General features: G+C 45.1%; 19 protein-coding genes. 16 read left to right on the top strand and 3 right to left on the bottom strand.

Translation table 11 applies throughout. The annotated features are described in order from the left end of the window. Positions 1 to 2 precede the first annotated feature (2 nt). From AACT18_RS15855 to AACT18_RS15805, 11 genes are all read left to right on the top strand, one after another. Positions 3 to 1565, top strand: coding sequence for a sigma-54 interaction domain-containing protein (locus AACT18_RS15855; RefSeq protein ID WP_174223856.1), 1563 nt, complete (start codon positions 3 to 5; stop codon positions 1563 to 1565). Beyond that, entirely contained in the window at positions 1562 to 2221 is a 660-nt protein-coding gene (vasI, locus tag AACT18_RS15850) for a type VI secretion system-associated protein VasI (protein ID WP_094125341.1), read from the top strand. The genes AACT18_RS15855 and vasI overlap by 4 nt, the downstream gene beginning before the upstream one ends. 9 nt (positions 2222 to 2230) lie before the next feature. After that, entirely contained in the window at positions 2231 to 3628 is a 1398-nt protein-coding gene (tssA, locus tag AACT18_RS15845) for a type VI secretion system protein TssA (protein ID WP_094125340.1), read from the top strand. A gap of 17 nt (positions 3629 to 3645) precedes the next feature. Further along, positions 3646 to 7191, top strand: a complete 3546-nt coding sequence (gene tssM, locus AACT18_RS15840; protein WP_094125339.1) for a type VI secretion system membrane subunit TssM — start codon at positions 3646 to 3648, stop codon at positions 7189 to 7191. Between the two features lie 57 nt (positions 7192 to 7248). Continuing rightward, positions 7249 to 8544: a type VI secretion system ImpA family N-terminal domain-containing protein gene (locus tag AACT18_RS15835; protein WP_094125338.1), complete on the top strand. Its 1296-nt coding sequence runs from the start codon at positions 7249 to 7251 to the stop codon at positions 8542 to 8544. Positions 8545 to 8712: 168 nt separating this feature from the next. Further along, the gene (locus AACT18_RS15830) at positions 8713 to 10761 is read left to right on the top strand and encodes a type VI secretion system Vgr family protein (RefSeq protein WP_094143350.1); all 2049 of its coding nucleotides are present in this window, start codon (positions 8713 to 8715) and stop codon (positions 10759 to 10761) included. Further along, positions 10737 to 11555: a DUF4123 domain-containing protein gene (locus AACT18_RS15825; protein ID WP_017048113.1), complete on the top strand. Its 819-nt coding sequence runs from the start codon at positions 10737 to 10739 to the stop codon at positions 11553 to 11555. Before AACT18_RS15830 ends, AACT18_RS15825 begins: the two co-directional genes overlap by 25 nt. Then, a complete protein-coding gene (locus AACT18_RS15820) occupies positions 11555 to 13696 on the top strand; it encodes a phospholipase effector Tle1 domain-containing protein (RefSeq protein WP_094143352.1) in 2142 nt (713 codons plus the stop codon). Before AACT18_RS15825 ends, AACT18_RS15820 begins: the two co-directional genes overlap by 1 nt. Before the next feature lies 1 nt (position 13697). Then, positions 13698 to 14432: a DUF2931 family protein gene (locus AACT18_RS15815; protein ID WP_094125169.1), complete on the top strand. Its 735-nt coding sequence runs from the start codon at positions 13698 to 13700 to the stop codon at positions 14430 to 14432. 22 nt (positions 14433 to 14454) lie between these two features. Beyond that, positions 14455 to 15198, top strand: coding sequence for a DUF2931 family protein (locus tag AACT18_RS15810; protein ID WP_094125170.1), 744 nt, complete (start codon positions 14455 to 14457; stop codon positions 15196 to 15198). 81 nt (positions 15199 to 15279) lie between these two features. Next, entirely contained in the window at positions 15280 to 15675 is a 396-nt protein-coding gene (locus AACT18_RS15805) for an MAPEG family protein (protein WP_017049285.1), read from the top strand. Between the two features lie 5 nt (positions 15676 to 15680). Here AACT18_RS15805 and AACT18_RS15800 read toward each other — a convergent pair whose 3' ends face one another. Continuing rightward, positions 15681 to 16310, bottom strand: a complete 630-nt coding sequence (locus tag AACT18_RS15800; protein ID WP_026028159.1) for an START domain-containing protein — start codon at positions 16308 to 16310, stop codon at positions 15681 to 15683. Between the two features lie 175 nt (positions 16311 to 16485). Here AACT18_RS15800 and AACT18_RS15795 point away from each other — a divergent pair, with 175 nt between their 5' ends. Next, positions 16486 to 17235, top strand: a complete 750-nt coding sequence (locus AACT18_RS15795) for a substrate-binding periplasmic protein (protein WP_094125433.1) — start codon at positions 16486 to 16488, stop codon at positions 17233 to 17235. A 57-nt stretch (positions 17236 to 17292) separates the two neighbouring features. On the opposite strand, the gene AACT18_RS15790 is transcribed toward AACT18_RS15795, so the two are convergent. Further along, positions 17293 to 18249: an AEC family transporter gene (locus AACT18_RS15790; protein ID WP_013868314.1), complete on the bottom strand. Its 957-nt coding sequence runs from the start codon at positions 18247 to 18249 to the stop codon at positions 17293 to 17295. Positions 18250 to 18375: 126 nt separating this feature from the next. Here AACT18_RS15790 and AACT18_RS15785 point away from each other — a divergent pair, with 126 nt between their 5' ends. The 3 genes from AACT18_RS15785 to AACT18_RS15775 all read left to right on the top strand — a co-directional run bounded on the left by AACT18_RS15785 (position 18376) and on the right by AACT18_RS15775 (position 21570). Next, entirely contained in the window at positions 18376 to 18984 is a 609-nt protein-coding gene (locus AACT18_RS15785) for a TetR/AcrR family transcriptional regulator (RefSeq protein ID WP_094125432.1), read from the top strand. Between the two features lie 147 nt (positions 18985 to 19131). Then, positions 19132 to 19989 carry an alpha/beta fold hydrolase gene (locus AACT18_RS15780; protein WP_013868316.1) on the top strand — a complete coding sequence of 286 codons (858 nt, stop codon included), beginning with the start codon at positions 19132 to 19134 and terminating at the stop codon, positions 19987 to 19989. Between the two features lie 195 nt (positions 19990 to 20184). Next, positions 20185 to 21570, top strand: a complete 1386-nt coding sequence (locus tag AACT18_RS15775) for an SLC13 family permease (protein WP_017048120.1) — start codon at positions 20185 to 20187, stop codon at positions 21568 to 21570. Between the two features lie 64 nt (positions 21571 to 21634). Here the strand turns inward: AACT18_RS15775 and AACT18_RS15770 are convergent, their stop codons facing one another. Then, entirely contained in the window at positions 21635 to 22258 is a 624-nt protein-coding gene (locus AACT18_RS15770; RefSeq protein ID WP_026027524.1) for a DUF2057 family protein, read from the bottom strand. 474 nt (positions 22259 to 22732) lie between these two features. On the opposite strand from AACT18_RS15770, the gene AACT18_RS15765 reads away from it, so the two are divergent. Further along, positions 22733 to 25282 (top strand): glycosyl hydrolase family 18 protein, encoded by a 2550-nt coding sequence (locus AACT18_RS15765; RefSeq protein WP_094124968.1) that lies wholly within the window; start codon positions 22733 to 22735, stop codon positions 25280 to 25282. Positions 25283 to 25447: the final 165 nt, after the last annotated feature.

Raw genomic sequence — 25447 nt, 5'->3', positions numbered from 1 at the left:
TCATGAGTCACTGGTTAGCTTACGCAACCGAGCTTGTTGTCGCGAGAAAGCCTAGCCAATTGGCCGCATTGTTTGTAGAAACGCTGCGCCGAGAGCTAAGGCTCGATACTTGCTTGTTACTGGTTCCCAGTTCAGACGGCCGTACCTTAGTGCCACAGGATAACCCGCTGAATTTAAGCTGGTCGGTCACCGATTTTGATTGTCCGTTTGCCCATGTATTGCAATCGGCCAAATCGATGCACTTAACCGCTGATGAATTGGTTTTTTGGCAATCTAATCGCCTGTTTAGTCAACTCACTAGCCGGGTCGGCATGCTAGATAGCGTGGTTGTACACCCGTTACCTAATGGGGATACACAAGTTCAGTCTATTTTGCTGTTGATTGGTGAAACCCATACCTTGGAAGGCCTATTTGAGCAGCCAGATTTTATCAAGTATGTGGATGTGTTTTGCCATCAGTGGTCGTTGCTTAATGAGATGCAACGGGAAGAACAAAATCGACAAAACTTATCGGAATCCTTGTCTGACGTCCAGCGAGACAACGCTCGTCGCTCATTAATTGCGAGCCTCTCTGAAACCTTAATCGGTAACAGTTTGGCGATGAAAAAATTAAGAGAGCAGATCATCAACGCCGCGCCATCACAGCTTTCAGTGATGGTGCAAGGTGAAACAGGGACAGGTAAAGAGTTGGTCGCGCAAGCGGTGCACCAACTCTCGCCCCGTAAACAAGCGCCATTTGTTGCTATTAACTGCGCGGCTATCCCTGAAAACTTATTGGAAAGTGAACTGTTCGGCTACTGCAAAGGGGCGTTTTCCGGCGCGGATAGCGATAAACAAGGGTTGATTGCGCAAGCCGATGGCGGAACCCTGTTTTTGGATGAAATCGGTGATATGCCCTTGAGCCTGCAAGCCAAATTACTGCGGGTGTTGGAATCTCGATCTTTTCGGCCGATTGGCGGTAAAAACGAACAATCTTCTGATTTTCGTTTGGTTTCAGCAACGCATGTCAATCTCCTCGAACAAGTGCGTAATAAATCGTTTCGTCAGGATCTTTATTACCGCTTATTTCAGTACCCGATCACTTTGCCACGCCTTGCGGCAAGGATGGATGACATTGAACGGCTTAGCCAACATTTTGTACGCAGCTTTAATCAGCAGCATGCAACCAACATTCGGGGTGTGCACTATAAAGCGATCGATTGCCTAAAACGTTATGACTTTCCCGGTAATGTGCGTGAACTCAAGCACCTTATTGAATTTGGTTGTGCGCAAACACTGGATGGCACACAGGTGGAGGAGTCCTGCTTTACACAACGTTTAGCATACACTAAAGCCGATCAGCAGCCAGAGACTGAACGACATGGGCATAAGGTCGCTAAAGCTGAGTCAGGTGTCAGTCGAGTGGTGGATGATTTAAAACAAGCGGTGAATGAATTTGAGTCTCGTATTATCCGTGAGCGCCTCCAATATTTTGCTGGTGACAGGGCCAAAGCGGCCCAAAGCCTCGGTATTCCCAAGCGGACCTTGGCCTATAAATGCCAAAAATTGGAGATTAAAACACCATGAATAAACGGTTGTTTAGGCTCACAGTTTGCCTCTCTATGACGTTGTATTTCCCCATGGCAAATGCGGAAAATGACGCTGTAGCACAAGCAGAGCAATGCACTACGATCACATCTCGGTTAGAGCGATTGAGCTGTTTTGACCACCTGTTTAAAACGCCTTCTGACGTGGTGATACCTCAAGCGGCAACGCCCAATGCGCCGCTATCTTGGCAACGCGCCTTTGATAGCATCAGCCAGTATCAAGACGGGGAAGCAAGTCACTTAACCGTTGAGGGCGACGATGATAAAGGGAATGCGTGGATTACTTTGGTTGCGTTAAATCAAAATACAAAGTTTGACGATAACGCTAAACCTGTGCTGCTGATGAGCTGTATCGACAATTTGAGTCGAGTGGAATTGGCGTTTCCTAGCGCGATTGATGACCCTCGCATCCAAGTGTCGATTGCTAATATGCAGGCACAATCTTGGCGTAGTGACGATTTAGGTTTGCTCTTTTCCTCAGGCAGAGGCATGCCAGCGATTGAGATGATGAAAGCGATGGCGCGAGAAAATCGCCTTGTGCTGCGTTCAAACTCTCCTTTTGTTGATGGATTGCAGTTTGATGCGAGCGAGCTTTCGCAATCATTAACGGTACTAAAAACACGCTGTGGTTGGTAAGGAGTTCCAATGGAGTTAACCGATTATCGCCGCTGTATTACTCAGCCTATTCAAGCCGATAACCCTGTGGGTGAGCGCCTGATTGATGATCCACTGTTTGATTTTGTTGAAGATCAAATGATGAAAGTGGGGTCACTCTCCCACGCTAGTGTGCAATGGGATGAAGTCGAACACAGTACGCTCAAACTGCTCAGCGAAAAAAGTAAAGATCTCAAATTATTGATCTACTTGTTGCAGTGTTTGCATAACCAAGTCACACCGCTACGTTTCACCACGTCGCTGCAGCTGCTGAGCGATTTCATGTCCCTTTACTGGGAAGATTGCTTCCCTGCGCCAGGCAAAAGAGGCAGTTTGCCACGTCGCAAATTCTTCAGCCAGATTCTGCAGCGGTTAGCCTTAGTTATCGACAAGTTAGATTTCGCACAATTTGATGGACCAGATCGTGATGAGTTAAACACCGCGATCGACGCGCTACAGCAAGCGACTACTCAAGCCGGACTGATGTCTGAAAGCGTTGAAAGTCTAGTGGCTAAAGTTCAAGCCCAACTGCGCCGTGCAACAGAACGTGAGCAAGCGACTCAACATGTGCAAGAGACTCCGGCGGTTGAACGTAAAACCACCACCCAGAGCGCCATCTCCGTCGACAGTTCAAGTGACAAAGCCACTAAGCAGACCTTACTAAAGGTAGCTGAGTTTTTGTCTGAACAAGAGTTCGGCATTGCCTTGGCAATACGAGTTAGGCGTTTTGCCGTGTGGTCAAGTATTACCTCATTACCTGAGCACGACGTCAGCGGTGAAACACTGTTACGGGCGATGGCGCAAGAACGAATCAAAGAGTATCACGACCAAATGCGTAGCCCAGATTTAGCCTTATGGCGCAAGGTAGAGCAGAGTTTGACCATGGCACCTTACTGGTTTGAAGGGCAAATGATGAGCTATCAAATCGCGCAAAGTTTAGGCCAAAAGGCGTGGAGTGAAGCCATTTTGAGTGAAAGCCAGCAGTTTGTGGCACGTCTACCTGCGCTGCTCGAGTTGAAATTCAAAGGAGGCGAGCCTTTTGTCAATGCGAGCGTAAAAGAGTGGCTACTCAGCCAGCAGCAAAGTAGCGCCCAAGGCCAAGTAGCAGGTGATTGGCAAGACAAACGCAAAGAGGCGTTTAGCTTAGCGAAAGAGGGAGGCATTGCGGTGGCGCTCTCTATGCTCAACGATGGTCTGGTCAGCGCCAGTGAGCCAAGGGATAAATTCTATTGGCGGTTATTATCGGCTGATTTGTTAAATAGCAATAATTTAGATGCGATGGCGAAAGAACAGTACCAAACGTTACATGCTCAGGTTAGCACCATGAGCGTTACCGATTGGGAACCCTCATTAGTTGAGCAATTAGAACAATACACAACGTCAGAGTAAACGAAGGACACAAACCCATGTGGAAATTTATTGTTGGGATCGCAAGAAAGTTAACACCGGGCATTGCCGCGGCGATGCCTATTTTGCTATTTAGCACATTCATTCTATTGAATGTTGCGATTTGGTGGGCAGGCCCTTGGCTAGAGATCGCGGGGAATAAACCACTTGAATCGATAACCGCTCGCGCAGTGGCAAGTAGCTTGTTCACTTTAGGTGCCTTGGCCGTTTGGGGCGTGTGGCAGTGGCGAAAATTGCAAGGTTTTAAAGCCGAGCAAAAGCGTGAAGATCAGCTTCGCCAAGATCCAATTAAAGCCTATGAAGAGCGCCAAGAGGTTGAGCTGAACCAAGTGATGGTCAGCATGAAAGAGAACCTCAATAAACGTAATTATCTCTATGCGTTGCCATGGTATTTAGTGCTCGGTTTGGAAAATGCCGGTAAAACCAGCCTCATCAACCGCTCTGGGCAAAACTTTGTTTTTTCTTCGGTAATGCGAGCCTCGGGTCAAAAAAGTGAAAACCCGTATTCGTTTGATTGGTGGATTGGCGATGAATCGGTATTGATCGATCCAGATGGAGAGCTACTGACACAAGGTAACCACAGCAATGATAACGATGGTGCGATGGAGCGCCGTTTGTGGCTTCATTTTGTTAATTGGTTGGAGAGAACGCGTAGCCGTCGTCCACTCAACGGTATTGTTTTAGCGTTAGACGTTTCTCATTTAGCAACCGCAACTGCAACCGAGCGTAAAGCTTACGCCAATTTATTGCGTGCTCGTTTACGTGAATTGATGGAGACGTTATCCACGCGTCTACCTGTCTATATTGCATTGACGAAATTGGATTTATTACACGGTTTTGAACCTTTCTTTAAACATTACTCGCGCAGTCAGCGTGAAGATGTGCTGGGCTTTACCTTTTCGCTCGACTCTATTGATGACTTGGATAACTGGCTCAACGAGTTTTCAAAAGACTACAGTCAGTTTGTTGAGCGCATTAATGATGTACTGCCGCACGCCGTTTCTGTGCCGATGGATTTGGAAGAGCGCAATGCTATTTATAGCTTCACGCGTCAAATTTCTGGTTTAAAAGAGATCTTATTACAATTTTTCAACGATGCATTGGCCAGTGATCAGTTCTCTACGTCGGCTTTGGTGCGTGGTGCGTATTTCACTTCTGTGTATCAACAGGGCGTACCCACAAACGCATTTGATGATGCCGCTTCACGTCGTTACGGGCTAGATCATGCGATCAACAAAGCGCAGCAAGCCAAAAACTCAACGGTTTATTTCACACAAAAACTGTTTAATAACATTATCTATCCTGAAGCTGGACTTGCCTCGGATAATTTTCGTGTTGCGAAGCAAAAACGGCGCTTGATTGGTTTGTCAGTAGTGGCCGGTTCTATTGCAACTGTGTTATTAGTCGGCACTTGGCATCGTTATTACCTTAGTAACGTGAAGCACTCTGATGCGGTGTTAGCGAAAGTAAACGAGTACAAAAACGAGTTCCCCTCTAATCTTTATTTAGCCTCTCAGCAAGATGTTCTCGTGCCGCTCAATAAAATTCGTGAAGCGACATTGGAGTTTGGCTTCTTCCGTGATAAACCACAGTACATTTCCGATTTTGGTTTGTACCAAGGCCACACGATTGGTCCAATGGTTGAAGCGACCTATTTGAATCTATTGGAAAACCGCTTTTTACCTCTGCTAATGGCTGATGTCGTTGTGCAGCTTAACCAAGCCAAAACAGATGAAGAGAAACTGGCCGTGCTGCGTGTTTATCGCATGATGGTAGATAAAAGCGGCCGCTATAAGGATTATGTACTCGATTATTTCTCCAAATACTGGCAGCAAGAGTTCGCTGGGCAACGCGTGATCCAAGAAGAACTACTGGGGCATTTAGACTACGCCATGTTACACACGGATTTAGCGGGTGATCGCGCGCGCGGTGATCGCAATGCAGAGTCGGTGATGAAGCCTTATGATCAGGTGGTGGCGAAAGTGCAGTCTGATCTTGGTTCTATGCCTAACGATCAACGTGTTTACCGTAATTTGAAGTTGAATGCACAAACGGTTCTTGGCCCCTCGATCAATTTACGCAACTTGATTGGCCCCGTCTTTGATGTGGTTTTTGAAGAGCGAGTGGTCAACAGCAGCTCGCTGTATATTCCGCAAATGCTCACCAAAAAAGGGTTTGAAGATTACTTCATGCCGCAATCAGAATCCGTTTCTGAGCTGGCCTTGATCGACAGTTGGGTACTGGGGCAATCCAAATCGGCTCAATTTAGCGAAGCGGATAAGCATGACCTTCGTAACAAAATCCGCAGCTTGTATGTGGCGGACTACACCAATACCTGGCGTGCGGCTCTTAATGAAATCAGCGTTAAGTATTTTAGCGACATCAATGACGCGGTGTCAGTATTAGAAAACTTTACTGGCAACATTGAACCGATGCAGCGTTTGCTTCGCACTTTAGAAAGCAATACTCAAATGTATGCCAGTGTGCCTAAAGATGAAGCCGCGCAAAAAGAGCTGTTAAAAAATCCAAAATACAAAGTTGCTTCGCAGATTGATGCGCCCTTTGCTGAACTAAACGCTATGCTCAAGCCAGTCGGTGATAAGCCAGCGTACATCAATGAAGTATTAGTGGCGGTGGAAGAGTTACAAAATTACCTCAAATCTATTCAAGAAGCGCCAGATGTTGGTATGGCTGCGCTGGATGCCACCAAAGCACGCGTAAAATTAGTGAACGCTGATCCAATTTACACGGTGAAACGTATTGCATCAGGTTTGCCTAAACCGCTCGATACAATGGTGTCTAAACTGGCGGATGAGAGTTGGTATGTTGTCAAACAAGAAGCGATTAAGCACCTTGAAGTTCGTTGGCATGATGATGTTTACAAAACCTTTGAAGAGAAATTGGCTGGGCGCTATCCATTTAATGAGTCTTCCAACAAAGACAGTTCTCTTTCTGATTTTGAATCATTTTTTGCGCCCAACGGCACATTAGACAACTTCTACAACAACCAGCTAAGAATGTTTGTGGAAGAAAATATTGCGGTCAATGATGACGATAACGCGCAGTCGATTATTCGCAAAGACGTTCTAGAACAGCTCAAGCAGGCGAAGAAAATTCAGCAAGCTTTCTTTAACCGCAAAGGGGTCTTAGACGTTAGTTTCTCGGTTGAACCGTTACGCTTGAGCAACAACAAACGCCGCAGTGTGCTGAATGTTGACGGTCAATATCTCGCTTATAGTCACGGCCCAAGAGACAGTGTCGAGTTGATTTGGCCAAATACGCTGCGTGATTCTGCGATCTCTAAAGTAACGTTAGTGCCGACTAAAAATAATATGTCGCCACGAAGTATTAATATCCAAGGCCCGTGGGCATTTTTCCGCTTGCTTGAACAAGGTGATGTGGTGGGTGCTAGTTCCACGTCGGTTGACTTTAAGTTTGCAGTTGACGGTGGTGAGATGATTTATCGACTCAATTCAGAGGCAGATATTAACCCATTCACCGAGCGGTTATTTAAGTCATTCAAACTCTCGAAAACCCTTTACTAAAATAATAGTGAGGAGCGATTGGTCATCGCTCCTCAACTCACTTAGGACGCTGTAGTCATGTCCAATATTGTATTTATCGACCACGCTCGTTTTCATTTGATAGATGATGCTGCCGCTGTTCGTCACATTGATGCCTACCAAAAGGTGAGAGATGAGATCAATCGTCGTAACAACCCATTATCAGGTGGTCCAGACTGGGCTGTGGTGAAAGTTTCTTGTGAAACATTAGCAAAAGGCCCGGGGATTGACCTTTTGCTGTGCGGTTATTACACCGTAGCCTGTTTAAAAATGCAGGGCTTAGCAGGATACGCCAATGGTGTTGAACTGCTGTGCTGCTGCTTAAGTAATTTGCCAAAACCGGACGTAAAATCGGCGAAAATGCGCAAGGAAGTGCTCGATTGGGTTAATGCTCGTGTCGTGCGGGAGTTAAAAGATCTGCGTCCGAATCATGAAGCGCTGCGTGATCTATACCGCTGTGAGCGCTTTTGTGAGCGTATGCATGCCATTTTAGAGCTGCAACAGCCGGACTATGTGGTCGATTTCGAAGGGGTAGGTTTTGCTATTTTTGAACATATTGATCGTTTAGAAACGCAATATCATTCGCTGCTAAAGCGCCATACCCAAACGGAACAGGTTGAGCAGGTGCGTAATCAAAAGCGCTCACGTGTTACGCATGTGGCCGCTTTTATATCCGGTGTTCTTGGTGTTGTGATGGTGTATGGGGCCGTCACTTATTTGCCGTTTTTCAACTCAATATCTTATGCAACCAACCTAAGGTTACCTGCTTTACATACGCCAGAGCAGGTCAATGCGTTTCAACAGGCTAACTCGCCAGCCAAGCTTGAACAGTTGTCAAATGAGATTGTGCCATTGTACCGAGAGGCGATTGAGCAAAAAATGGCGCGCTCTTTTGAATCGGCTCGTGTTGAAGCCCAGCAAGTGTTGGATGCGTTATTGCAACTTTATCCCCAAACCGAATCGGTGCGGGAGGTTGATCAAGCGTTTGCCGATGCTAAGCGTGAAGCTCTGCAACAAACTGAGCGCTTTATGGAGCGTTTTAGTGAAACGAGAACCAAGATGGCCAACATCGCGCTGCTCGCGCAAAAAGGAAAATTAACCGAACTGCAAAGACAAACCAAATCGTTGGAGGAGTTCGCTATTAGTTTGTCACCTATTTACGGGAGAGCTGCATATGTCGAAGAGTTGCTCAAAAAAGGTGATGTTGTACAGGCTGAACAGGAGTTTATGATTCTGAAGCAGCGGCTTAATAATTTGAGCTGGAAAATGGCCGAGCTCGACAAGCAGTTTGAGCATTTGACTGTGACACATAATCAGGAAACTCAGACTCAATAAGCTGAGCAACAATTGGTTATTGAAGGGCAACTTTTTGCTCATATCAGGCAGTTTGTTGCCTTTGTCAATCGAGCTGTTTATAAGCTCATGAATATCAAAGAAAAATATCTGGCACTGCACTTGCTGTACTAGTGTCATTTTGCGATAAAAGAGTGGAAGGGAAAAAAGATGGCAAGGTTAAGTTTTAGGCTCACCGTGGAGGGTTTGGCAGACGACACGTTAGTGGTACGTGAATACCAAGGCGTGGAATCGCTGTCTGATAGCGCGCAAGCGGGCCTGCATTGCTACGGTTTTCGCTATGAGATAAAACTGGCCAGTCGCCAATCTGGCTTAACGGCGCTGGAGCTGGTGGACAAAACCGCTCAGCTTGAGATGCTGCGTGATGGCCTTGTCGTGCAGCGCGTGCACGGCATTGTGCGCCAGTTCAGTAAAGGCGATATTGGCCATCATCACACCTTTTACTCACTTACCTTAGTCCCGGCATTAGAGCGGCTATCACTGCGCCAAAACAGCCGTATTTTCCAGCTCAAAACCGTTCCCGAAATCCTCTCCATCGTACTGCAAGAAATGGGCATTAACGACTACGCCTTCTCGCTGAAACGTGAGTGTGCGCAGCGTGAATTTTGCGTGCAGTACCGTGAGACGGATATCGACTTCTTGCACCGCTTAGCCGCCGAAGAAGGCTTGGTGTATCACTTCATTCATGAAGAAGGGAAACACACCCTCTTTTTCAGTGATGACAGCCAAAGCCTGATAAAGCGAGAAACGCCTATCCCTTACAATGCCCTCGCAGGTGGCGTGATGGAAAGCCCTTATGTGTCGCAGTTAACGCAACACAGCCAAACTGAAGTGAGCCACAGCGCGCTGCAAGATTACAGCTTTAAAAAGCCGAGCTACTCGTTTGCTCAGCAAGCGCAAGGGCGCGAGATGGATTACCAGCAAGCGACCTACGAGCACTTTGATGCACCGGGTCGCTTTAAAGACGACATCAGCGGCAAAGCCTTTAATCAAATTCGCTTAGAGTACTTACGACGAGAAGCGCGTACCGCGAGCGGAAAAAGTAACCATCCTGGCCTACAAGCGGGCACAAAGTTTGACTTACAAGAGCACCTTGACGACAGCGCGAACCGCGACTGGGTTGTAGTGCAAGTGCACCATCAAGGGCGTCAGCCACAAGCATTGGAAGAAGAGAGCGGCAGTGGCGCGACCACGTACAGCAACCAATTCACGCTCATTCCTGCCGATGTCACGTGGCGTGCGACACCGCAAGCCAAACCTCAAGTGGATGGCCCTTGTATGGCGTTAGTCGTGGGTCCTGATGGCGAAGAAATCTTCTGCGACGAACATGGCCGCGTCAAACTGCATTTCCCGTGGGACAGATATTCCAACGGCGATGAACACAGCTCATGCTGGGTGCGCGTCTCACAAGGTTGGGCTGGCAGTCAATATGGCATGATAGCCATTCCGCGCATTGGTCATGAAGTCATCGTCTCGTTTCTCAACGGCGACCCAGACCAACCGATAGTGACAGGCCGTACCTACCATGCCACCAACAAAGCGCCGTACACACTGCCGGATAACAAAACCAAAACCGTGCTGCGCAGTGAAACGCACCAAGGAGAAGGGTTTAACGAGCTGAGCTTTGAAGACCAAGCGGCGCAAGAGAAAATCTACCTACACGCGCAAAAAGACTTAGACGCCTTGGTGCTCAATGATGCCACGGCGCACATCAAGCACGACCAGCACCTCACGGTGGATAACGACCAGTTTACGCACATTAAACATAACCACCATCTCACGGTGGAGGGCGAAAGCCGCGAATCGGTTAAGGGTAGCTGTATATTAATGGTCGATGGTTCCTTGCACGTAAAATCAGGGCAAGTTTGGACTAATGAAAGTGGAGATGAAATCCACATCAAAGCTGGACAAAAAGTGGTGATCGAAGCAGGGTCAGAAATTACCGTGACAGCCGGTGGCAGTTTTGTCAAAGTCGATCCTGCTGGTGTCCATCTTTCTGGGGCGTGCGTTAATTTAAACTCAGGCGGAAGTGCGGGCAGTGGTAGTGGTTTTAGTGGCGATTTACCGTTATTACCTGGTGAGCTTGAACTGCAAAAATCCCCCGCGCCACCTCAAACCATTCTTTACCAAGCGCTATTGCAAGCTGAAGAAGCACGAGTGCCAGCCGTAAAAGTATGCCCATTAGTCGGGGATGCCTAATGTTGAAATCGTGGTTTGAAGCACAGTCAGAGCATCAATATTGGTTGGTTGATCATAAACTTCACAAGCTTGCTTTAGCGCAAAATGGTGGTTTTGGATTTGAGGAAGCCGTGCCTTTATTTTATGGCTCCATGTTTGACTCAGTTATGCCGCTATCACCGTGGCTAATTCCTGTCACTGATATTGTCTTGGAGTTGCCAGAATCGCTCCTTGCTCAGGGACTAGCGTTGTCAAGCCCGGTAAGCACACAAGAAGTTTTGGGTCATCTGCGGAGCTTATTAGTTGCCGCATTAGATGGCGAAGAAGTGATGTTTCGCTTTTATGATCGTGATGTGATTATTCCCATACTACGAGCGATGGATGAAACTGAGGTGAATCACTTTTTAGGCAACATCAACCAATTGGTGGCGATTGATCACCATGAAGAAGACGCTCTCATTACCTTCAGTAATACCTCATGCAGTGAATTTGTGCTTCGCCACGGGACTTGGTGGAAGATGTTACCTCACCACCTAGCGCCTTTGTACAACATAAATGTTCATGCCAATTCCTTAGAAAGACGTTGGTGGGAGCTATTGCCGCATCTTTTACAACGCCTAGAATCACCGCAGCAGACGATACTATCAGCCTTGCAATCAGCATTAGAAAAGCAAAATAGCTACGAGGTCGCAGAGCAGCATGCGTTAGTTGCACTCGTCACTGCAACCGATACCGCGCTTGATGATTTATCCCATCCTTTACATTTAACATCGGATGAACTGAAAGAGTTAAAAGCCATTAAGGAGAGCTGGTAATGAGAAGTACAACAGGAGTTAGCCCTTTTTGTGCGCCGTGTGAAAATCGAACGCATTGGATTGAAATTATCATCCGTGATGAGTTCAATAAGCCATTTGAAGGCATCACTGGTACTATCACTGACTCTGCAAAGCATGAATTTCCCGTCGTATTAGGTGAAGCGCCTATCTTGCTTAAAACACTTGCCCCCGGCCCGGTGACGCTCACTCTCGATGCTGAACAATGGTTAAGAGAGTCTCAGGGTAAGCTGAGAACACCCAATAATGAAGCCGACCCTACTTTGGATTTTGCCAAGCAATACCAAGACCATTTAGGTAATAGTGCTAGTTTTCTAAACGTAACCAGTGGCGATCTAACCGAATTAACGCCAGAACAAGCTCTACCCGTAAGGCACCAAAAAGGTCAAGCGGATGCTTGCAACTTACTGACAGATAAAAGTTATGTTCTTAAAGTGAGAGGATTTAACTTTATTACCTTACGTGTAGGTATGTTTTTTGATGGTACGGCCAATAATAGCTACAGTGCGCAGTGGGGGAAAACTCAACTAGAGAATTACTATCAAACATGGAAAATGAAATACAAGGTTGATTGCGACATTATTTCCAGAAAAACAGGGCGGCTTAAAAACGACATTCCTGCTACTCACTTATCGAGCGAGTGTTTTGATTATCCTAAAAAAGACAATTTTTTTATCTCTTTATTTAAAAATGATGAAGGCGAAGTAGAGACAGTGGCAGGCAGCGCCACTAATGAGCTAACCAATGTACAGAAGTTGTTTGATCGTTATATTCTAAGCGATGATATCCGAGAAGGAGGAATATACACTGATGCTGTGTATATAACTGGTATAGGTACTGGAAATGATACCAATATTGCACCAGCAGATGAATCTGAAATTTTTGGGCAAGGTGCAGGGATAGGTCAATATGGTGTGACGGCAAAAGTGATCTCAAGTATAGATCAGCTTACTGGCAATCTTGATGCCTTGAAGGCTAAGTTTGCTAGTGCTCAGCCAAATACAGTCGATGGTCTTGACAAGCTGCAGTTCGATGTGTTCGGTTTTAGCCGTGGAGCCGCCGCTGCAAGGCATTTTATTAATGTGGTACTAGATGGCGAGCAGGGCGAGTTTGCTCAAGCGTTTAGTAAGGCGTGCCAAAAGAGCGGCATTTCCTTGGCGTATGGGTTTGATTGGAGTGAAGCAGATGAGGCTAAAGCCAGCTGTGAGATTACTTTCGCTGGCCTGTTTGATACCGTTGCTTCTGTGGTTGACCTACTCTCTTTTGATTTTTCAACTCATCATGACAACGGTGATGTAAGGTTATGGCTTGATCCTCAGCGCGTTCGGTGTGCTGTTCACTTAACCGCCGATCCTACCATTGAGTGCCGCTATAACTTCAGCCTTAACCATCTTAACTCTGTTGATTCGGTAGATCATTTTCATGAATTTGTCCTTCCAGGAGCCCATTCCGATATTGGTGGCGGTTACCATTCACGCCTAAGCTACAACAACAGTGATTATCTCTTGCCGATCCTAGAGAAGAAGTTGGTGAAGCGTGCGAGCCGCTCTTTCTCTGACCGCTGGGATAAGGATCGCGCCGAGCAATACGTGAGAAAAAAACTGGCTGAGTATAAGCAACGTGATTTAGCCACTGGCTGGCAGGACAGTGACTATGTAGAGCCAGAAGTTGAGTTTATTAATCATGGTAAAAAAGAGGGCGGAAGAGTGGTTGGTCGCCTTTATATACAGCGTAGGGTGGAAGGAGAGCTCTCCCGTGTATACCTCAGATTGATGTATGGTTTAGCCGAGTTTCATGGTGTTCCTCTTGAGGATTATGATGGCAAGATTTGGCATGTTCCTGATCCTTATGCGGTTTATTACACAGTAAGAGATTTTCCAGAGCGAACCATAAATGGTTTAGCCGCCAGCTTTAAGGCTTTCAATCAAAAAGTACTGGATATGGCAAAGCAAGGACAGTATACCAAGTTAGAGGGTGAGTTTGATGAAAAACGTAAACAAGAGTTGATGCAGTTAAACGTATTTCACCACTCGTCAGATGATAGTTTTGCACTTAAACCGCTTTGGGATGAAAGTCAAGGTTGCTATAAGCGCGCCAGCTACCCATGCGAAAAAGGAAAGTAGAATGTATTTGAAAAGTATATCTTTTTTGCTAATTACGGCATTGTTGAATGCTTGCTCATCGTATGCTGGGTCGATACCGGAGACGCCATGGAGTGTCAGTATCTCTATGCCCACTTTTTATCCTGTCAGTGTTACTCAAGCCTATGGGGTGAACGATGCGCAAGATTGGACATCCCCTTTACATACTTTTTCTCAGTTTATGAGGATTAGTGCATTCGAGAATATCAACAAACGATTTCATGAATACGATGGCTTCGGATTACCAATCCAAGATTATGCAATGAACCAGAAAAAGCAGGTAGTACAAATTAAGCTACCACCCGATACTCTTTACTTGTATTGGGTTTCACTTATTAACACCCAGTTTTATGTCACCAAATATACTGTATCTGAAGACGTTAAAAGTTTGATGGCAAGAAAAAGTCTTTACCAAAATCGAGATGGTTCATTGGGTAATGTTTGCTATCGCACCGAATTCGTGTTCGGTTTACTGCCCAATGGGCAAGCCAAGGTTTGGCTAAGAGGCTGTGGTGAAATCATCTATTTAGCTGAGCTGGGACCGGATAGAGTATTGGATCGTGATAGTAATGGGTTTGATGAAGAAAGATATAAACAGGGTTCTTTACTAAATGATATCCAACAACGCGCAAAAGACGCAGGTGTATCAATTGACCCGATTCCTTGGGATAAAGTAAATAAGGTGTATTCAATGGAAGAGATCAAATCTCTTAATTAACAATCTTTGATCAGAACGTAAAATGTATCTAAAAAGTGTATCTGTTTTGTTGATCTCGGCATTGTTAAATGCTTGCGCATCGTATGCTGGGTCGATACCGGAAACGGCATGGAGCGTTAGCGTTTCAATGCCCTCTTTTTACCCTGTCAGAGTGACTCAAGCCTATGGGGTGAACGATACGCAAGATTGGACATCCCCTTTACATACTTTTTCTCAGTTTATGAGGATCAGTGCATTTGATAATATCAAAAAAGAGCTTCCTAGCTATGATGGTTTTGGATTACCAATACATCCCTTTGCGATGAATCGACGAGGTGATCAGGTCATGCGAATTAAGCTGCCACCCGATACTCTTTATTTGTATTGGGTTTCACTTATTAACACCCAGTTTTATGTCACCAAATATACTGTATCTGAAGATGTGAAAAGTTTGATGGCACAAAAAAGTCTTTACCAAAATAGAGATGGTTCATTGGGTAATGTTTGTTATCGCACCGAATTCGTGTTTGGTTTACTGCCCAATGGGCAAGCCAAAGTTTGGTTAAGAGGTTGTGGTACGACCATCTATTTAGCTGAATTGGCACCAGATAAAGTCATGGATCGCGATAGCAATGGTTTTGGTGTGGAAACGTATAAGCAGTTTGGTTCTTCATTAGAGCGTATTCACCAACGCGCAAAAGACGCAGGTGTATCAATTGACCCGATTCCTTGGGATAAAGTGGATAAGGTGTACTCGGCTCAGGAGATTAAGCCACTCCAGCACTAGAGATTGCTTTGAATCAGAGTAGTGATCTGAACGTGCTTGATGCACTACTATAGAGTAGAGGCACTACTGACTTGAAAAGGAATGACCATGGTTACTGCTCTATATGCATCGATACTTTCAGCATTATTTTTGTGGCTAGCGATTAACGTTATTAAACAGCGTCGGGCTAACCAAGTGAGATATGCCGATGGTGGAGTACCAGCACTGCAATTAGCTCGCAGCGCGCAAGGAAATGCCGCAGAATACATTCCTATTACTTTAATCCTAATGGGGTTATTGGAGTTTAATGGTGCTAGCGTATGGTGGATCCACGGGGTAGGCATTACGTTTATCGTTGGCCGAATTTTACATGCCAGAGCGATTTTAAGTGACCAACTGAAAGGGCGGATTCGTGGTATGAAGCTAACGTTCAGTGCGCTGGTTATCTTGATCGTGCTGAATATTGTTTACCTGCCTTTTGGCCAAGTATTGGGTTAAGAATGCTATTCATTCACGGCAGGGTGAAGTTTATCTTGATAGGTGGCCAATTCTCGGCGCAAGCCTTTAAATGTGGTAAAGGCACTGTCAGTGGACAGTTTGTTCACTAACCAGTTAGGTAGTGCACCTCCTGGATTAGCGAAGGCAATATAATCGATGTGAGTCATACCATTAGTCAGTTTTTGCAGCGTCCAATGTGCGTTGACTTGAGTGATACGGATGTATCCCGGTTGTTCAGGCAAGTAATTTAGGGCATCCACTATGTCTAGACTTAAGCCATTAGGTAGCATCTCAAATTTTGAATAAGTCACCATATCTCTGTTTTTAGCTGGCCATGGTGCCGAGAATTGGGTGTAAACAATATTCTCGGTATCTGAAATTTTTTGCAGCACACGGCTGTTACTCACGTTATCTATCCAGTTTGGTACATGTTCACTGTCATCTAATAGCCGCATAAAAGCGAAATAGCTGGTGGGTACGAACATTTGCGCCCGTATTTGGACTAAGCCATCGCTATGGTGTCGCGAGTAGATCGTAATGCCGTCTTCTGATTTTACCTGTAACCAATCGACCGAAGTCGCTGCCAAACTAGCAACATTGCTAAATAGTAGGCTTAAACCAACTATCCATTTCATCATGGTTCTTTCCTCATTGATGTTGTAGCACGTGGCCTTATTTTTGTCGTGTTGGTTACAAAAAGTGGGTTTAAGAACTGCACTAGCATAAAAACATAAATATATTATGTATACGTTTTGTTTTATTAGTTTTTGTTATGTTTCTTAAAAGTTTGCTCAATGTTCAGGTACGGCAATGAAATCTTTAAGATGGTATGAGGTTTGGCTCTGTCTCATCCTATCATGGATTTCTATTCCCGCATGGGCAGCGCCATCCTCAATACACAATAGTCATATTATTCGTATTAGTGCTGGTGAATGGCCGCCGTTTATTGGTCAACACCTTGAAAATAATGGTTTTGTTGCTGAGATCATCCGTAAAGTATTTAAGGATGCTGGCTACGAAGTTGAGTTTCATTTTTTCCCATGGGCGAGAGCATACGCCGAAGCCAAAGCTGGACGTTATGATGCAACTGCTATTTGGATGTTTAACCAAGAGCGAACGGTAGATTTTTATTATAGTGAAGCGGTGAGCGATGAACGCTTCGTGTTTTTTCACCATAAAGAAACCGACTTTCACTGGGAAAGTCTCTATGATCTTAAGGGGTTACATTTAGGAGGTGGCATTGCCTACAGCTATGGTGCCGAGTTAGACAGATTGTTAGAGACGCAGCAAATAAAAATGTCTCGAGTCAATGATCCAAAACAGAACTTCGAACGGCTGGTGAAAAAGAGGATTGATCTCATGCCAGAAGAAATTCATATCGGTTATTACACTCTGGATAAATACTTACCGCAATGGCGAGAAATGATCACGCACCATCCCAAACCTTTTCTCATCAATAATAACTATCTATTGTTCCCTAAAATGGGTGAACGAAGTGAGCAACTGTTGACGCTATTTAATCATGGACTGAAAGAAAGTGATGTCTCCATGATGGAATGATTCGCTTTTTTTGAATGGCCCTTCCTTCTTACCCTTCCGCAGTGAATTAAAAGGCGGTTAAATTAAGTTCAGAGACGCGAGCAGGAAGATGCCTAGTGTACAAGTAAACAGTGAAAATACGGTCGTCAATGCAATGATGTTGGCCGCTAAGGTTGCATTTCCTCCCATCGCTCTTGCCATAACATAACTGGCCGCAGCGGTAGGGGATGCACTCATCAAAAAGACTAGCCCGAGATCTAACCCGCGAAAGCCAAAAAGTAACGCACCCGATGTGATCAATATCGGGGCGAGAATCAGCTTATGGGCAGTGGCAAACCAAGCCGGTGCTTTGTCGCTTCTGAGTGAACCTATATTGAGTGAGCCGCCAGTACACAGTAGTGCTAATGGTAGTGTCATATTGGCAAAATATTGGCCAGCATCAGTAACCATTTTCGGGATTGGAAGGGATAAGGAATAGCATAAAACACCGAGCAGAATACCAATAATCAGTGGGTTTTTGGTGAGTGTTTTGGCAATCACTCCAGCGGCTTTGAGCCCTGAACTCTCCCCTTTTGGCGTGAGTGTTATCACCGCTTGAATATTATAAAGGATAGTGGTTGCGGCAACGTACATCGCCGCTAATGCTAACCCAGGTTCGCCATAAGTATTTGCGACATAAGCCAAAGCGATAATAGCGGTATTCGCACGAAACCCGCCTTGGATGATCACGCCGTGATCCAGATGTTGTGGGAACGCTTTTTTGGTGAAAAAAGTCGTGAAAAGAAAAAATAGGAAATTAGCGAGTAGTCCATAGCCAATCAGTGCTGCACTGGAAGAAAAATCGTGCTGTGATTTGACGATGCTAAGAAATAGCATGGCTGGTAAGGTGACTTGGAATACGATGCGTGACGCGACATCGATGAAATTATCGTTGATAACCCCCGTTCGCTTTAGTACAACGCCCAGTACTAACATCAAACAGATAGGCCCTGTAATTGAGGCCGAAAACAAAAGTTGTTCGATAATCGTTGTCATATCAATCCATTGAAGTTGCTCATAGCGTTGCTATTCTTCCACAGTTCCTCATTTTGCAAAATCAAATTTGCAAAAAAGAACGAACGTGCTAAAAATAGCATGGTATGAATTGAGAGTCGGCATAATATGAGAAAAGGTAGAATTACAAGAGAAAATGTGCTGAACAAAGCGTTCGAATTAGCCAGTGAAAACGGTTTGGAAAGTCTCACTATCGGTGAGTTGGCAAAACAGTGCGGTTTATCAAAAAGTGGTTTGTTTGCGCATTTTAATGCTAAAGAAAATTTGCAAATTGCAGTATTAGAGCATGCCCATTCTGTGTTTACTGAGCGTGTGATTACGCCGGCTCGCCTGATTGGCGACGAGAATATCGAAGCTAAATTGCGAGTGCTGTTAGAGCACTGGTTAGGTTGGAATCATTCATTCCAAGGCAGTTGTATGTTTTTAGATGCGTGGAAAGATGCCGCAACTTGTGATTGTGCAATTCAAAAAGTACTTAAAAAAACCATCGCGACTTGGATTCATTACTTGCAAATTCAAATTCAAAAAGGGGTTGACAGCGCACAGTTTCATCCGAAATTGGATGTAAAGCAGGCTGCTTATGAATTGTATGGACTCTATTTAAGTGCTCATCTGTTCTACTCGATCTACGGCCAAATGGAAAGTTATCAACATTTTTGGAAAGGCGTGGACGATTTAATGTCTCGATGGCGAAATATAGTGAAGCAGCAATGTTAGCTAATTCTCGCTTTTCACAGCGAGAAGAACGAGCCTGCAACAGAGCAGATGCACTTTTATTTAACAAAATCAAATACTTAACAAAATAAAATTTTTTAATTAGAAATAGTACGAACGTTCTATTTTATCGAGAGGAAGGGCAACTCAGTGAGTGAAAAAATCTATTTCAGCACCTCAAACACATTCAGTGTGAAACGTACATTGGTCAATATGAGCACTCGTCTTCATCACACGCTCGCACCGTCACACGCCAAAAAAGTTGCACGAAATGTATTGTTGACTCCGGCAAGAAGTAAGCCTCAAAACCTGCCGCCAATTGGCCTGAAAACTGGCCGTGTAATGTGCGTTGAAGGGGCTCTGACTACTTATCAACTCGGAAGTGGTCCCATTTGGTTATTGACTCATGGTTGGTCTGGCACGGCAAGTCAGTTTTATCCACTGATGGAGCATATTGCGGCACGTGGTTATACGGCATTAGCTTATGATCACCCAGCACATGGTCAAAGCGAGGGCGTGTATGGTCACATTCCTGCGTTTGTTGGAGGGTTGGAAGCGATACTCGATAGTATTGACAATGTTGCTGGTATCGTTGGACACAGTATGGGGACGGCCGCCGCATTAGAGTGCCGACATCATAAAATTGAGCATTGTCCCATGCTATTGGTTGCGCCCGTGCTGGATTATTTGGATAACTTATTCAGCAGTGTGGCAAGGTCTGGCTATTCGATGCGCTTATTTGAGGCCGTTGTTGCGGAAGTTGCCGATCAATATCGTTATCCCATTCAATCTATCGATCCTTACCATAAGCTTGCTCAGCGTCAATCTCGCAGCGTCATTGTTCACGATGAGAATGACAAGTTCACCAAATATTCTGTTTCAAAGCGAGCGGCAGAAGAAATTGAGAAAGTGTCACTTATTACCACCCAAAACCAAGGACATGGACGTGTGATGAAAGGTGAACAAGTTAAGTACGGATTTGATTTGTTGGCAGGAATACCATGCTAAGGTGTTCGTTTTAAGCTTATTTGAAGCCGTAATTGGATGGGTGTAATTTAACCAATAGTTTTTCATTTATTTCAAAGTGTTAAATTGTTAACCATAGTCTTGATAAGGTTAACAATTTCGCAATAATTATTATCTCCTTGTTTGAATATGTGTGATCATATTGTTGCCAGTAGGCCCTCATAAGGAAAAATAATAATGAATAGAAACGATAGTGTCCCTTTACCCTCCAACACCCGAGAATGGTTTTTTAACCGCAACAGCCTTATCATCCTAGCCGATATTGTCCTGTTTTTTATCTTGTACAATGCCTTACCTGTTGATTCTAATGTCGCTTTGGGCATTAGTATGCTGGCATTTATTGCTGTGCTGTGGTTAACGGAAGCTTTACATGTCACGGTCACTGCCATTCTTGTGCCTATCATGGCCATCGTTTTTGGTGTTTTCAACACCCAAACGGCGCTCAATAACTTTGCTAACTCGATTATCTTCCTATTTTTAGGTGGATTCGCATTGGCTGCTGCTATGCATCGGCAGGGGCTGGATAAAGTTATTGCCGATAAAGTTCTTATCATGGCGCGCGGGAAAATGAGCGTTGCGGTATTCATGTTGTTTGGTGTGACTGCCGCGCTTTCAATGTGGATCAGTAACACCGCCACCGCTGCGATGATGCTACCGCTTGTGCTTGGAGTGCTCAGCAAAGTGGATAAAGACCGTGGTCATTCGACCTATGTTTTTGTGCTGTTAGGTATTGCTTACAGCGCCAGCATTGGTGGTATCGCAACCATCGTAGGAAGCCCTCCTAACGCGATTGCCGCGGCTGAGGTTGGTCTTTCATTTACAGATTGGATGAAATTTGGTGCTCCAACGGCGGCGATTATGCTGCCCATTGCGATTACTATTTTATATTTCGCATTAAAACCGGATCTTAATGGAGAGTTCGAGCTCAATTATGAACCTGTTACTTGGGATAAAGGTAAAGTCGTCACGCTTGGTATTTTCGCATTAACGGTTTTTTGTTGGATATTTAGCAAACCAGTCAATGCCATGCTGGGTGGTTTTGCGAGCTTTGATACTCTGGTTGCGCTGGGTGCGATTGTTTTGGTCAATTTTGCCCGAGTGGTGCACTGGAAAGATGTAGAAAAAACGGCAGATTGGGGGGTATTACTGCTGTTTGGTGGCGGCATTTGCTTGAGCAACGTACTTAAGCAAACGGGAACCAGCGTTTTCCTAGCCAATGAACTAAGTGCCCTGATCTCTCATTTAGGTCTGTTCTTTATTGTATTCGTGATTGCTGTGTTCGTGGTGTTCCTAACGGAATTCGCGAGTAATACAGCCAGTGCAGCGCTGCTTATTCCGGTGTTTGCCAGTGTTGCTGAAGCCTTTGGTATCTCACCCGTGATTCTATCTGTATTGATTGCTATTGCGGCTTCTTGTGCATTTATGTTGCCCGTTGCAACGCCACCCAATGCGATAGTGTTTGCCTCTGGACACATTAAGCAAAGTGAGATGATGCGAGTGGGTATGATGTTAAATATTGCTTGTATTGGCTTGTTGACCATGATTGCGATGCTGTTCTGGTAAGCTAAGCACAAACTACTTCAATACTAATGAGCTCTCAATTCAGAGAGCTCATATTGAGATGTTATTACTGTTGGTTAACGAATTCTTTAAAGCGTGCTTTCGTTTTCTCATCAGCCTTGTTGTACCAAAAATGCAGCATTTCTTCGGCGGCGTTTTGTACATTTCCTGACTGAGCTAGTTCATTTTGCAGCATAGCAACATCTGTCATTCCAATAGCCGCAATACCCCCTGCGCGATTATAGTCATTTGCTTCACGGATATAGTCACGGCCTACTTGATATCCTTCTTTAAGAAGGCGATCTTGCTTTATCTCTAGTGTTTGGCCTGCTTGGTCAATCAGTGACCATTGCATTGTTTTAATCTCTTTCTCTGCTCGATGTGCATCACGGTATTCAGGCATGGCAAAATTCAGTTTTGCATCCTTTGCGGTGAATGTGGCAATGACTGCATCGCTTTCGATAATCACGCGGTCATTCCCTTGCGTAAAATAAGGCGCGTATTTGAAGACGATTTGTTGTTCACCATCGGCCAGCTCAAGGCTTTTCGCTGAGGAAAATAGGCTGCCAGAAGTTTCGGGCTTCTGACCATTCACCGCTAATAAGTTAATGGTGTCTGGAATTTCAAGAGTGATATTAGCCAATACAGAGGCACTAAAGATCATGGTTAATGTACATAAAGCCGGTTTAATTAGGTTCATTATTTTATCCTTGCAAGCAATAGAGTAGAGGTTGCCGATAGTTGGTTGTAAAAGCAAGTTCTCAACGGCATAAGTGACTAATTTTCATTGAAATGTAACATCTTTAGTGCGAGGCATGCGTCATGCATTCGTCAATATTATCAGATCGTTAGTCACGTGATAATGTCATTCTCTTAATTTTAAATTATGCCATTCAGTCTTCTTCAAAGGCCTTAATTAGCGTAAAAAATTAAACTTACCTGCTTTGCTTTGTCAAAATTCTGAATTCCTGACTCAGAATTGCTTTTAAGATGTAACACGGTGAATCCCCATAACAAAATTTTAACGATGACTCGAAAAGCGTTTTTATTTTTTTGCTAAAAAAAATAAGTCTTGTAAATACTGAAATGGATGTTCTTCAATGCCTTATCAGAAGAGCAGCTTGCTTAAATGTAAGTGAAACATTCAGAAATGAGAGATATAGGTATGAATCGTATTACTTTGTGCGCCGCAAGTATTGCAATGGCTCTTTCGGGCACGGCAATGGCAGCACCAGCAACCCCTAGCGTCGATGTCTATGGGTCGAATAATCTACAGTTTTCTAAAGTTGAATTAGCCATGGAAAGCACGGCTGGTTATAACCAAATGGTCAAATATTATGATCAAGCGCCGATTGCCGTTAAGTTTAACCAATGGAGTGGTACAACAGGCAACACGTATAAAATCTATTTTGATGGCGCACAGGTCGCGACAGGCCCAATCACTGGCAGCCAAACCACCGCAAACTTCAGTTATGCACAAGGTGGTGTTTACCAAATGACAATCGAAGCTTGCGACGCGACAGGTTGCAGCAAAAGTGCACCCGTTGAGATAACAATTGCCGATACCGATGGCTCACATCTCAAACCTTTGGTGATGAATATTGATCCCAATAACAAGACTTACACGACCGATAAAGATACGGTGGTTGGAACCTACTTTGTTGAGTGGGGCATCTATGACCGAAAATATACGGTAGATAACATCCCGGCTGATAATCTGACGCATATTCTATACGGCTTCATTCCAATTTGTGGCCCTAACGAATCATTGAAATCCGTTGGTGGAAACAGCTACAACGCGTTGATGACTGCATGTAATGGGGTGAATGATTACGAAGTGGTGATCCATGACCCTTGGGCGGCGTATCAAAAGAGTTTTCCGCAAGCGGGTCACCAATACAGCTCTCCGATCAAGGGCAACTATGCCATGTTGATGGCGCTCAAACAGCGCAATCCAGATCTGAAAATTATCCCTTCTATCGGTGGTTGGACACTCTCTGACCCATTTTTTGATTTTACCACCAAAGCCAACCGCGATACTTTTGTCGCCTCGGTGAAAAAATTCCTAACCACGTGGAAATTCTACGACGGCGTGGATATCGACTGGGAATTTCCTGGAGGAGGTGGTCAAGCAGCGGATCGCGGTGACCCAGTCAATGATGGCCCTGCGTACATTGCGTTAATGCGTGAACTGCGTGCCATGCTTGATGAATTGCAATCGGAAACTGGTCGTACTTATGAGCTCACGTCAGCAATTGGTGTTGGTCATGACAAGATTGAAGATGTTAATTATGGCGAAGCCATTCAATATATGGATTACATCTTTGCCATGACTTATGACTTTTATGGCGGTTGGAATAACGTATTAGGCCACCAAACCGCGCTTTACTGCGGATCATTCATGCGCCCTGGTCAGTGTGATGGGAAAGGAGTAGATGAAAATGGCGAACCTTATAAAGGCCCAGCTTATACGGCGGATAACGGTATCCAGTTACTGCTAGCACAGGGTGTCCCTGCTAATAAGTTAGTCTTAGGTGCGGCTATGTATGGCCGTGGTTGGGAAGGGGTGATGCCGGCTTCATTAAGTGATCCAACCGACCCGATGACAGGGGTAGGTAACGGAAAATTGAAAGGCACTTCCGCGCAAGGCGTGTGGGAAGCGGGTGTGATTGACTATAAAGGCATTAAATCATTCATGTTAGGGGCTAATAATACCGGTATTAATGGCTTTGAATATGGATACGATGCACAAGCTGAAGCACCTTGGGTTTGGAATCGTACAACGGGCCAACTGGTTACTTTTGACGATAACCGTTCAATCAAAGCCAAAGGCGCCTATGCTCGAAACCTTGGTTTGGCCGGGTTGTTCTCTTGGGAGATTGACGCTGATAATGGTGACATCCTAAATGCGATGCATGAAAGCTTAGCAGGAGGAGGTACTACACCCCCCGCGAACCGCGTGCCCACTGCAAATGCAGGTGTTGATCAATCGGTGGTTGGTCCGGTGAGTGTTGTTCTTGATGGCGGTGCATCAAAAGACAGTGATGGCACTATTGTCAGTTACGTGTGGCAGCAAACGGCGGGCACAGCAGTGAGCTTAGTAAACGCTAATTCTGCACGAGCCAGTTTTGACGCGGCCGAAGTGGTACAAGTACAAACGCTGACGTTCAAGTTGACGGTCACAGATAACAAAGGCGCAACGGCTTCTGATGTTGTGACTGTAACGGTCAAACCTAAAGTAACTGAGCCTGTGAACACGCCACCAGTGGCGGTGATTACTGCGCCAAGCAATGCCAGTGCTGGTGAGGTTGTGGTGGTGGACGCTTCCGCTTCAAGTGACGTCGATCAAGACACCTTAACTTTCGTATGGGATGTACCTGCAGGCCTAAATGCAACCATTCAAGGTGCGAGTGTTTCGTTTGTTGCTCCTGAGTATACCCAAGACACCACGCTAAGCTTCACTGTCACTGTCAGTGATGGTAAAGCGGCGGCCTCTGCAAGTGCATCGGTTATCGTGGCGAAGAAAGATTCTGGTGGTGGTGACACTTGCAGTAACTTGTGGGATAAATCAGCGGTTTATACTGGCGGTCAACAAGTTTCTTGGGCTGGTAAAGTATGGGAAGCCAAGTGGTGGACAACTGGCGAAAACCCATCGACTACTGGTGTGTGGGGAGTATGGAAAGAGATTGGTCCTGCGAGTTGCCCAACAAGCTGATTGCTTTAATAAACCAGCTACCTCAATAAGCTAACGGGTTTTAATAAACTTTTTATTGCAAACAATGACTTCAAGCCTCGTTCTAACACGAGGCTTTTTTGTGCGTTTTTCTATGTTTTTTCATTCATGACTTGCAATTCAATATTTTTGCTTTAGTGTTATATA

It is taken from the genome of Vibrio sp. V04_P4A5T148 (assembly GCF_963875605.1).
GTDB lineage: Bacteria > Pseudomonadota > Gammaproteobacteria > Enterobacterales > Vibrionaceae > Vibrio > Vibrio anguillarum.
The sequence above is the reverse complement of the archived record's forward strand: the minus strand, read 5'-3'. Positions and strand labels throughout refer to the sequence as shown.

Bases quoted from the DNA above. Each gene is read 5' to 3' on its own strand.
- AACT18_RS15855 (WP_174223856.1), top strand. From the start codon at position 3: ATGAGTCACTGGTTAGCTTACGCAACCGAGCTTGTTGTCGCGAGAAAG.
- vasI (WP_094125341.1), top strand. From the start codon at position 1,562: ATGAATAAACGGTTGTTTAGGCTCACAGTTTGCCTCTCTATGACGTTG.
- tssA (WP_094125340.1), top strand. From the start codon at position 2,231: ATGGAGTTAACCGATTATCGCCGCTGTATTACTCAGCCTATTCAAGCC.
- tssM (WP_094125339.1), top strand. From the start codon at position 3,646: ATGTGGAAATTTATTGTTGGGATCGCAAGAAAGTTAACACCGGGCATT.
- AACT18_RS15835 (WP_094125338.1), top strand. From the start codon at position 7,249: ATGTCCAATATTGTATTTATCGACCACGCTCGTTTTCATTTGATAGAT.
- AACT18_RS15830 (WP_094143350.1), top strand. From the start codon at position 8,713: ATGGCAAGGTTAAGTTTTAGGCTCACCGTGGAGGGTTTGGCAGACGAC.
- AACT18_RS15825 (WP_017048113.1), top strand. From the start codon at position 10,737: ATGCCCATTAGTCGGGGATGCCTAATGTTGAAATCGTGGTTTGAAGCA.
- AACT18_RS15820 (WP_094143352.1), top strand. From the start codon at position 11,555: ATGAGAAGTACAACAGGAGTTAGCCCTTTTTGTGCGCCGTGTGAAAAT.
- AACT18_RS15815 (WP_094125169.1), top strand. From the start codon at position 13,698: ATGTATTTGAAAAGTATATCTTTTTTGCTAATTACGGCATTGTTGAAT.
- AACT18_RS15810 (WP_094125170.1), top strand. From the start codon at position 14,455: ATGTATCTAAAAAGTGTATCTGTTTTGTTGATCTCGGCATTGTTAAAT.
- AACT18_RS15805 (WP_017049285.1), top strand. From the start codon at position 15,280: ATGACCATGGTTACTGCTCTATATGCATCGATACTTTCAGCATTATTT.
- AACT18_RS15800 (WP_026028159.1), bottom strand. From the start codon at position 16,310: ATGAAATGGATAGTTGGTTTAAGCCTACTATTTAGCAATGTTGCTAGT.
- AACT18_RS15795 (WP_094125433.1), top strand. From the start codon at position 16,486: ATGAAATCTTTAAGATGGTATGAGGTTTGGCTCTGTCTCATCCTATCA.
- AACT18_RS15790 (WP_013868314.1), bottom strand. From the start codon at position 18,249: ATGACAACGATTATCGAACAACTTTTGTTTTCGGCCTCAATTACAGGG.
- AACT18_RS15785 (WP_094125432.1), top strand. From the start codon at position 18,376: ATGAGAAAAGGTAGAATTACAAGAGAAAATGTGCTGAACAAAGCGTTC.
- AACT18_RS15775 (WP_017048120.1), top strand. From the start codon at position 20,185: ATGAATAGAAACGATAGTGTCCCTTTACCCTCCAACACCCGAGAATGG.
- AACT18_RS15765 (WP_094124968.1), top strand. From the start codon at position 22,733: ATGAATCGTATTACTTTGTGCGCCGCAAGTATTGCAATGGCTCTTTCG.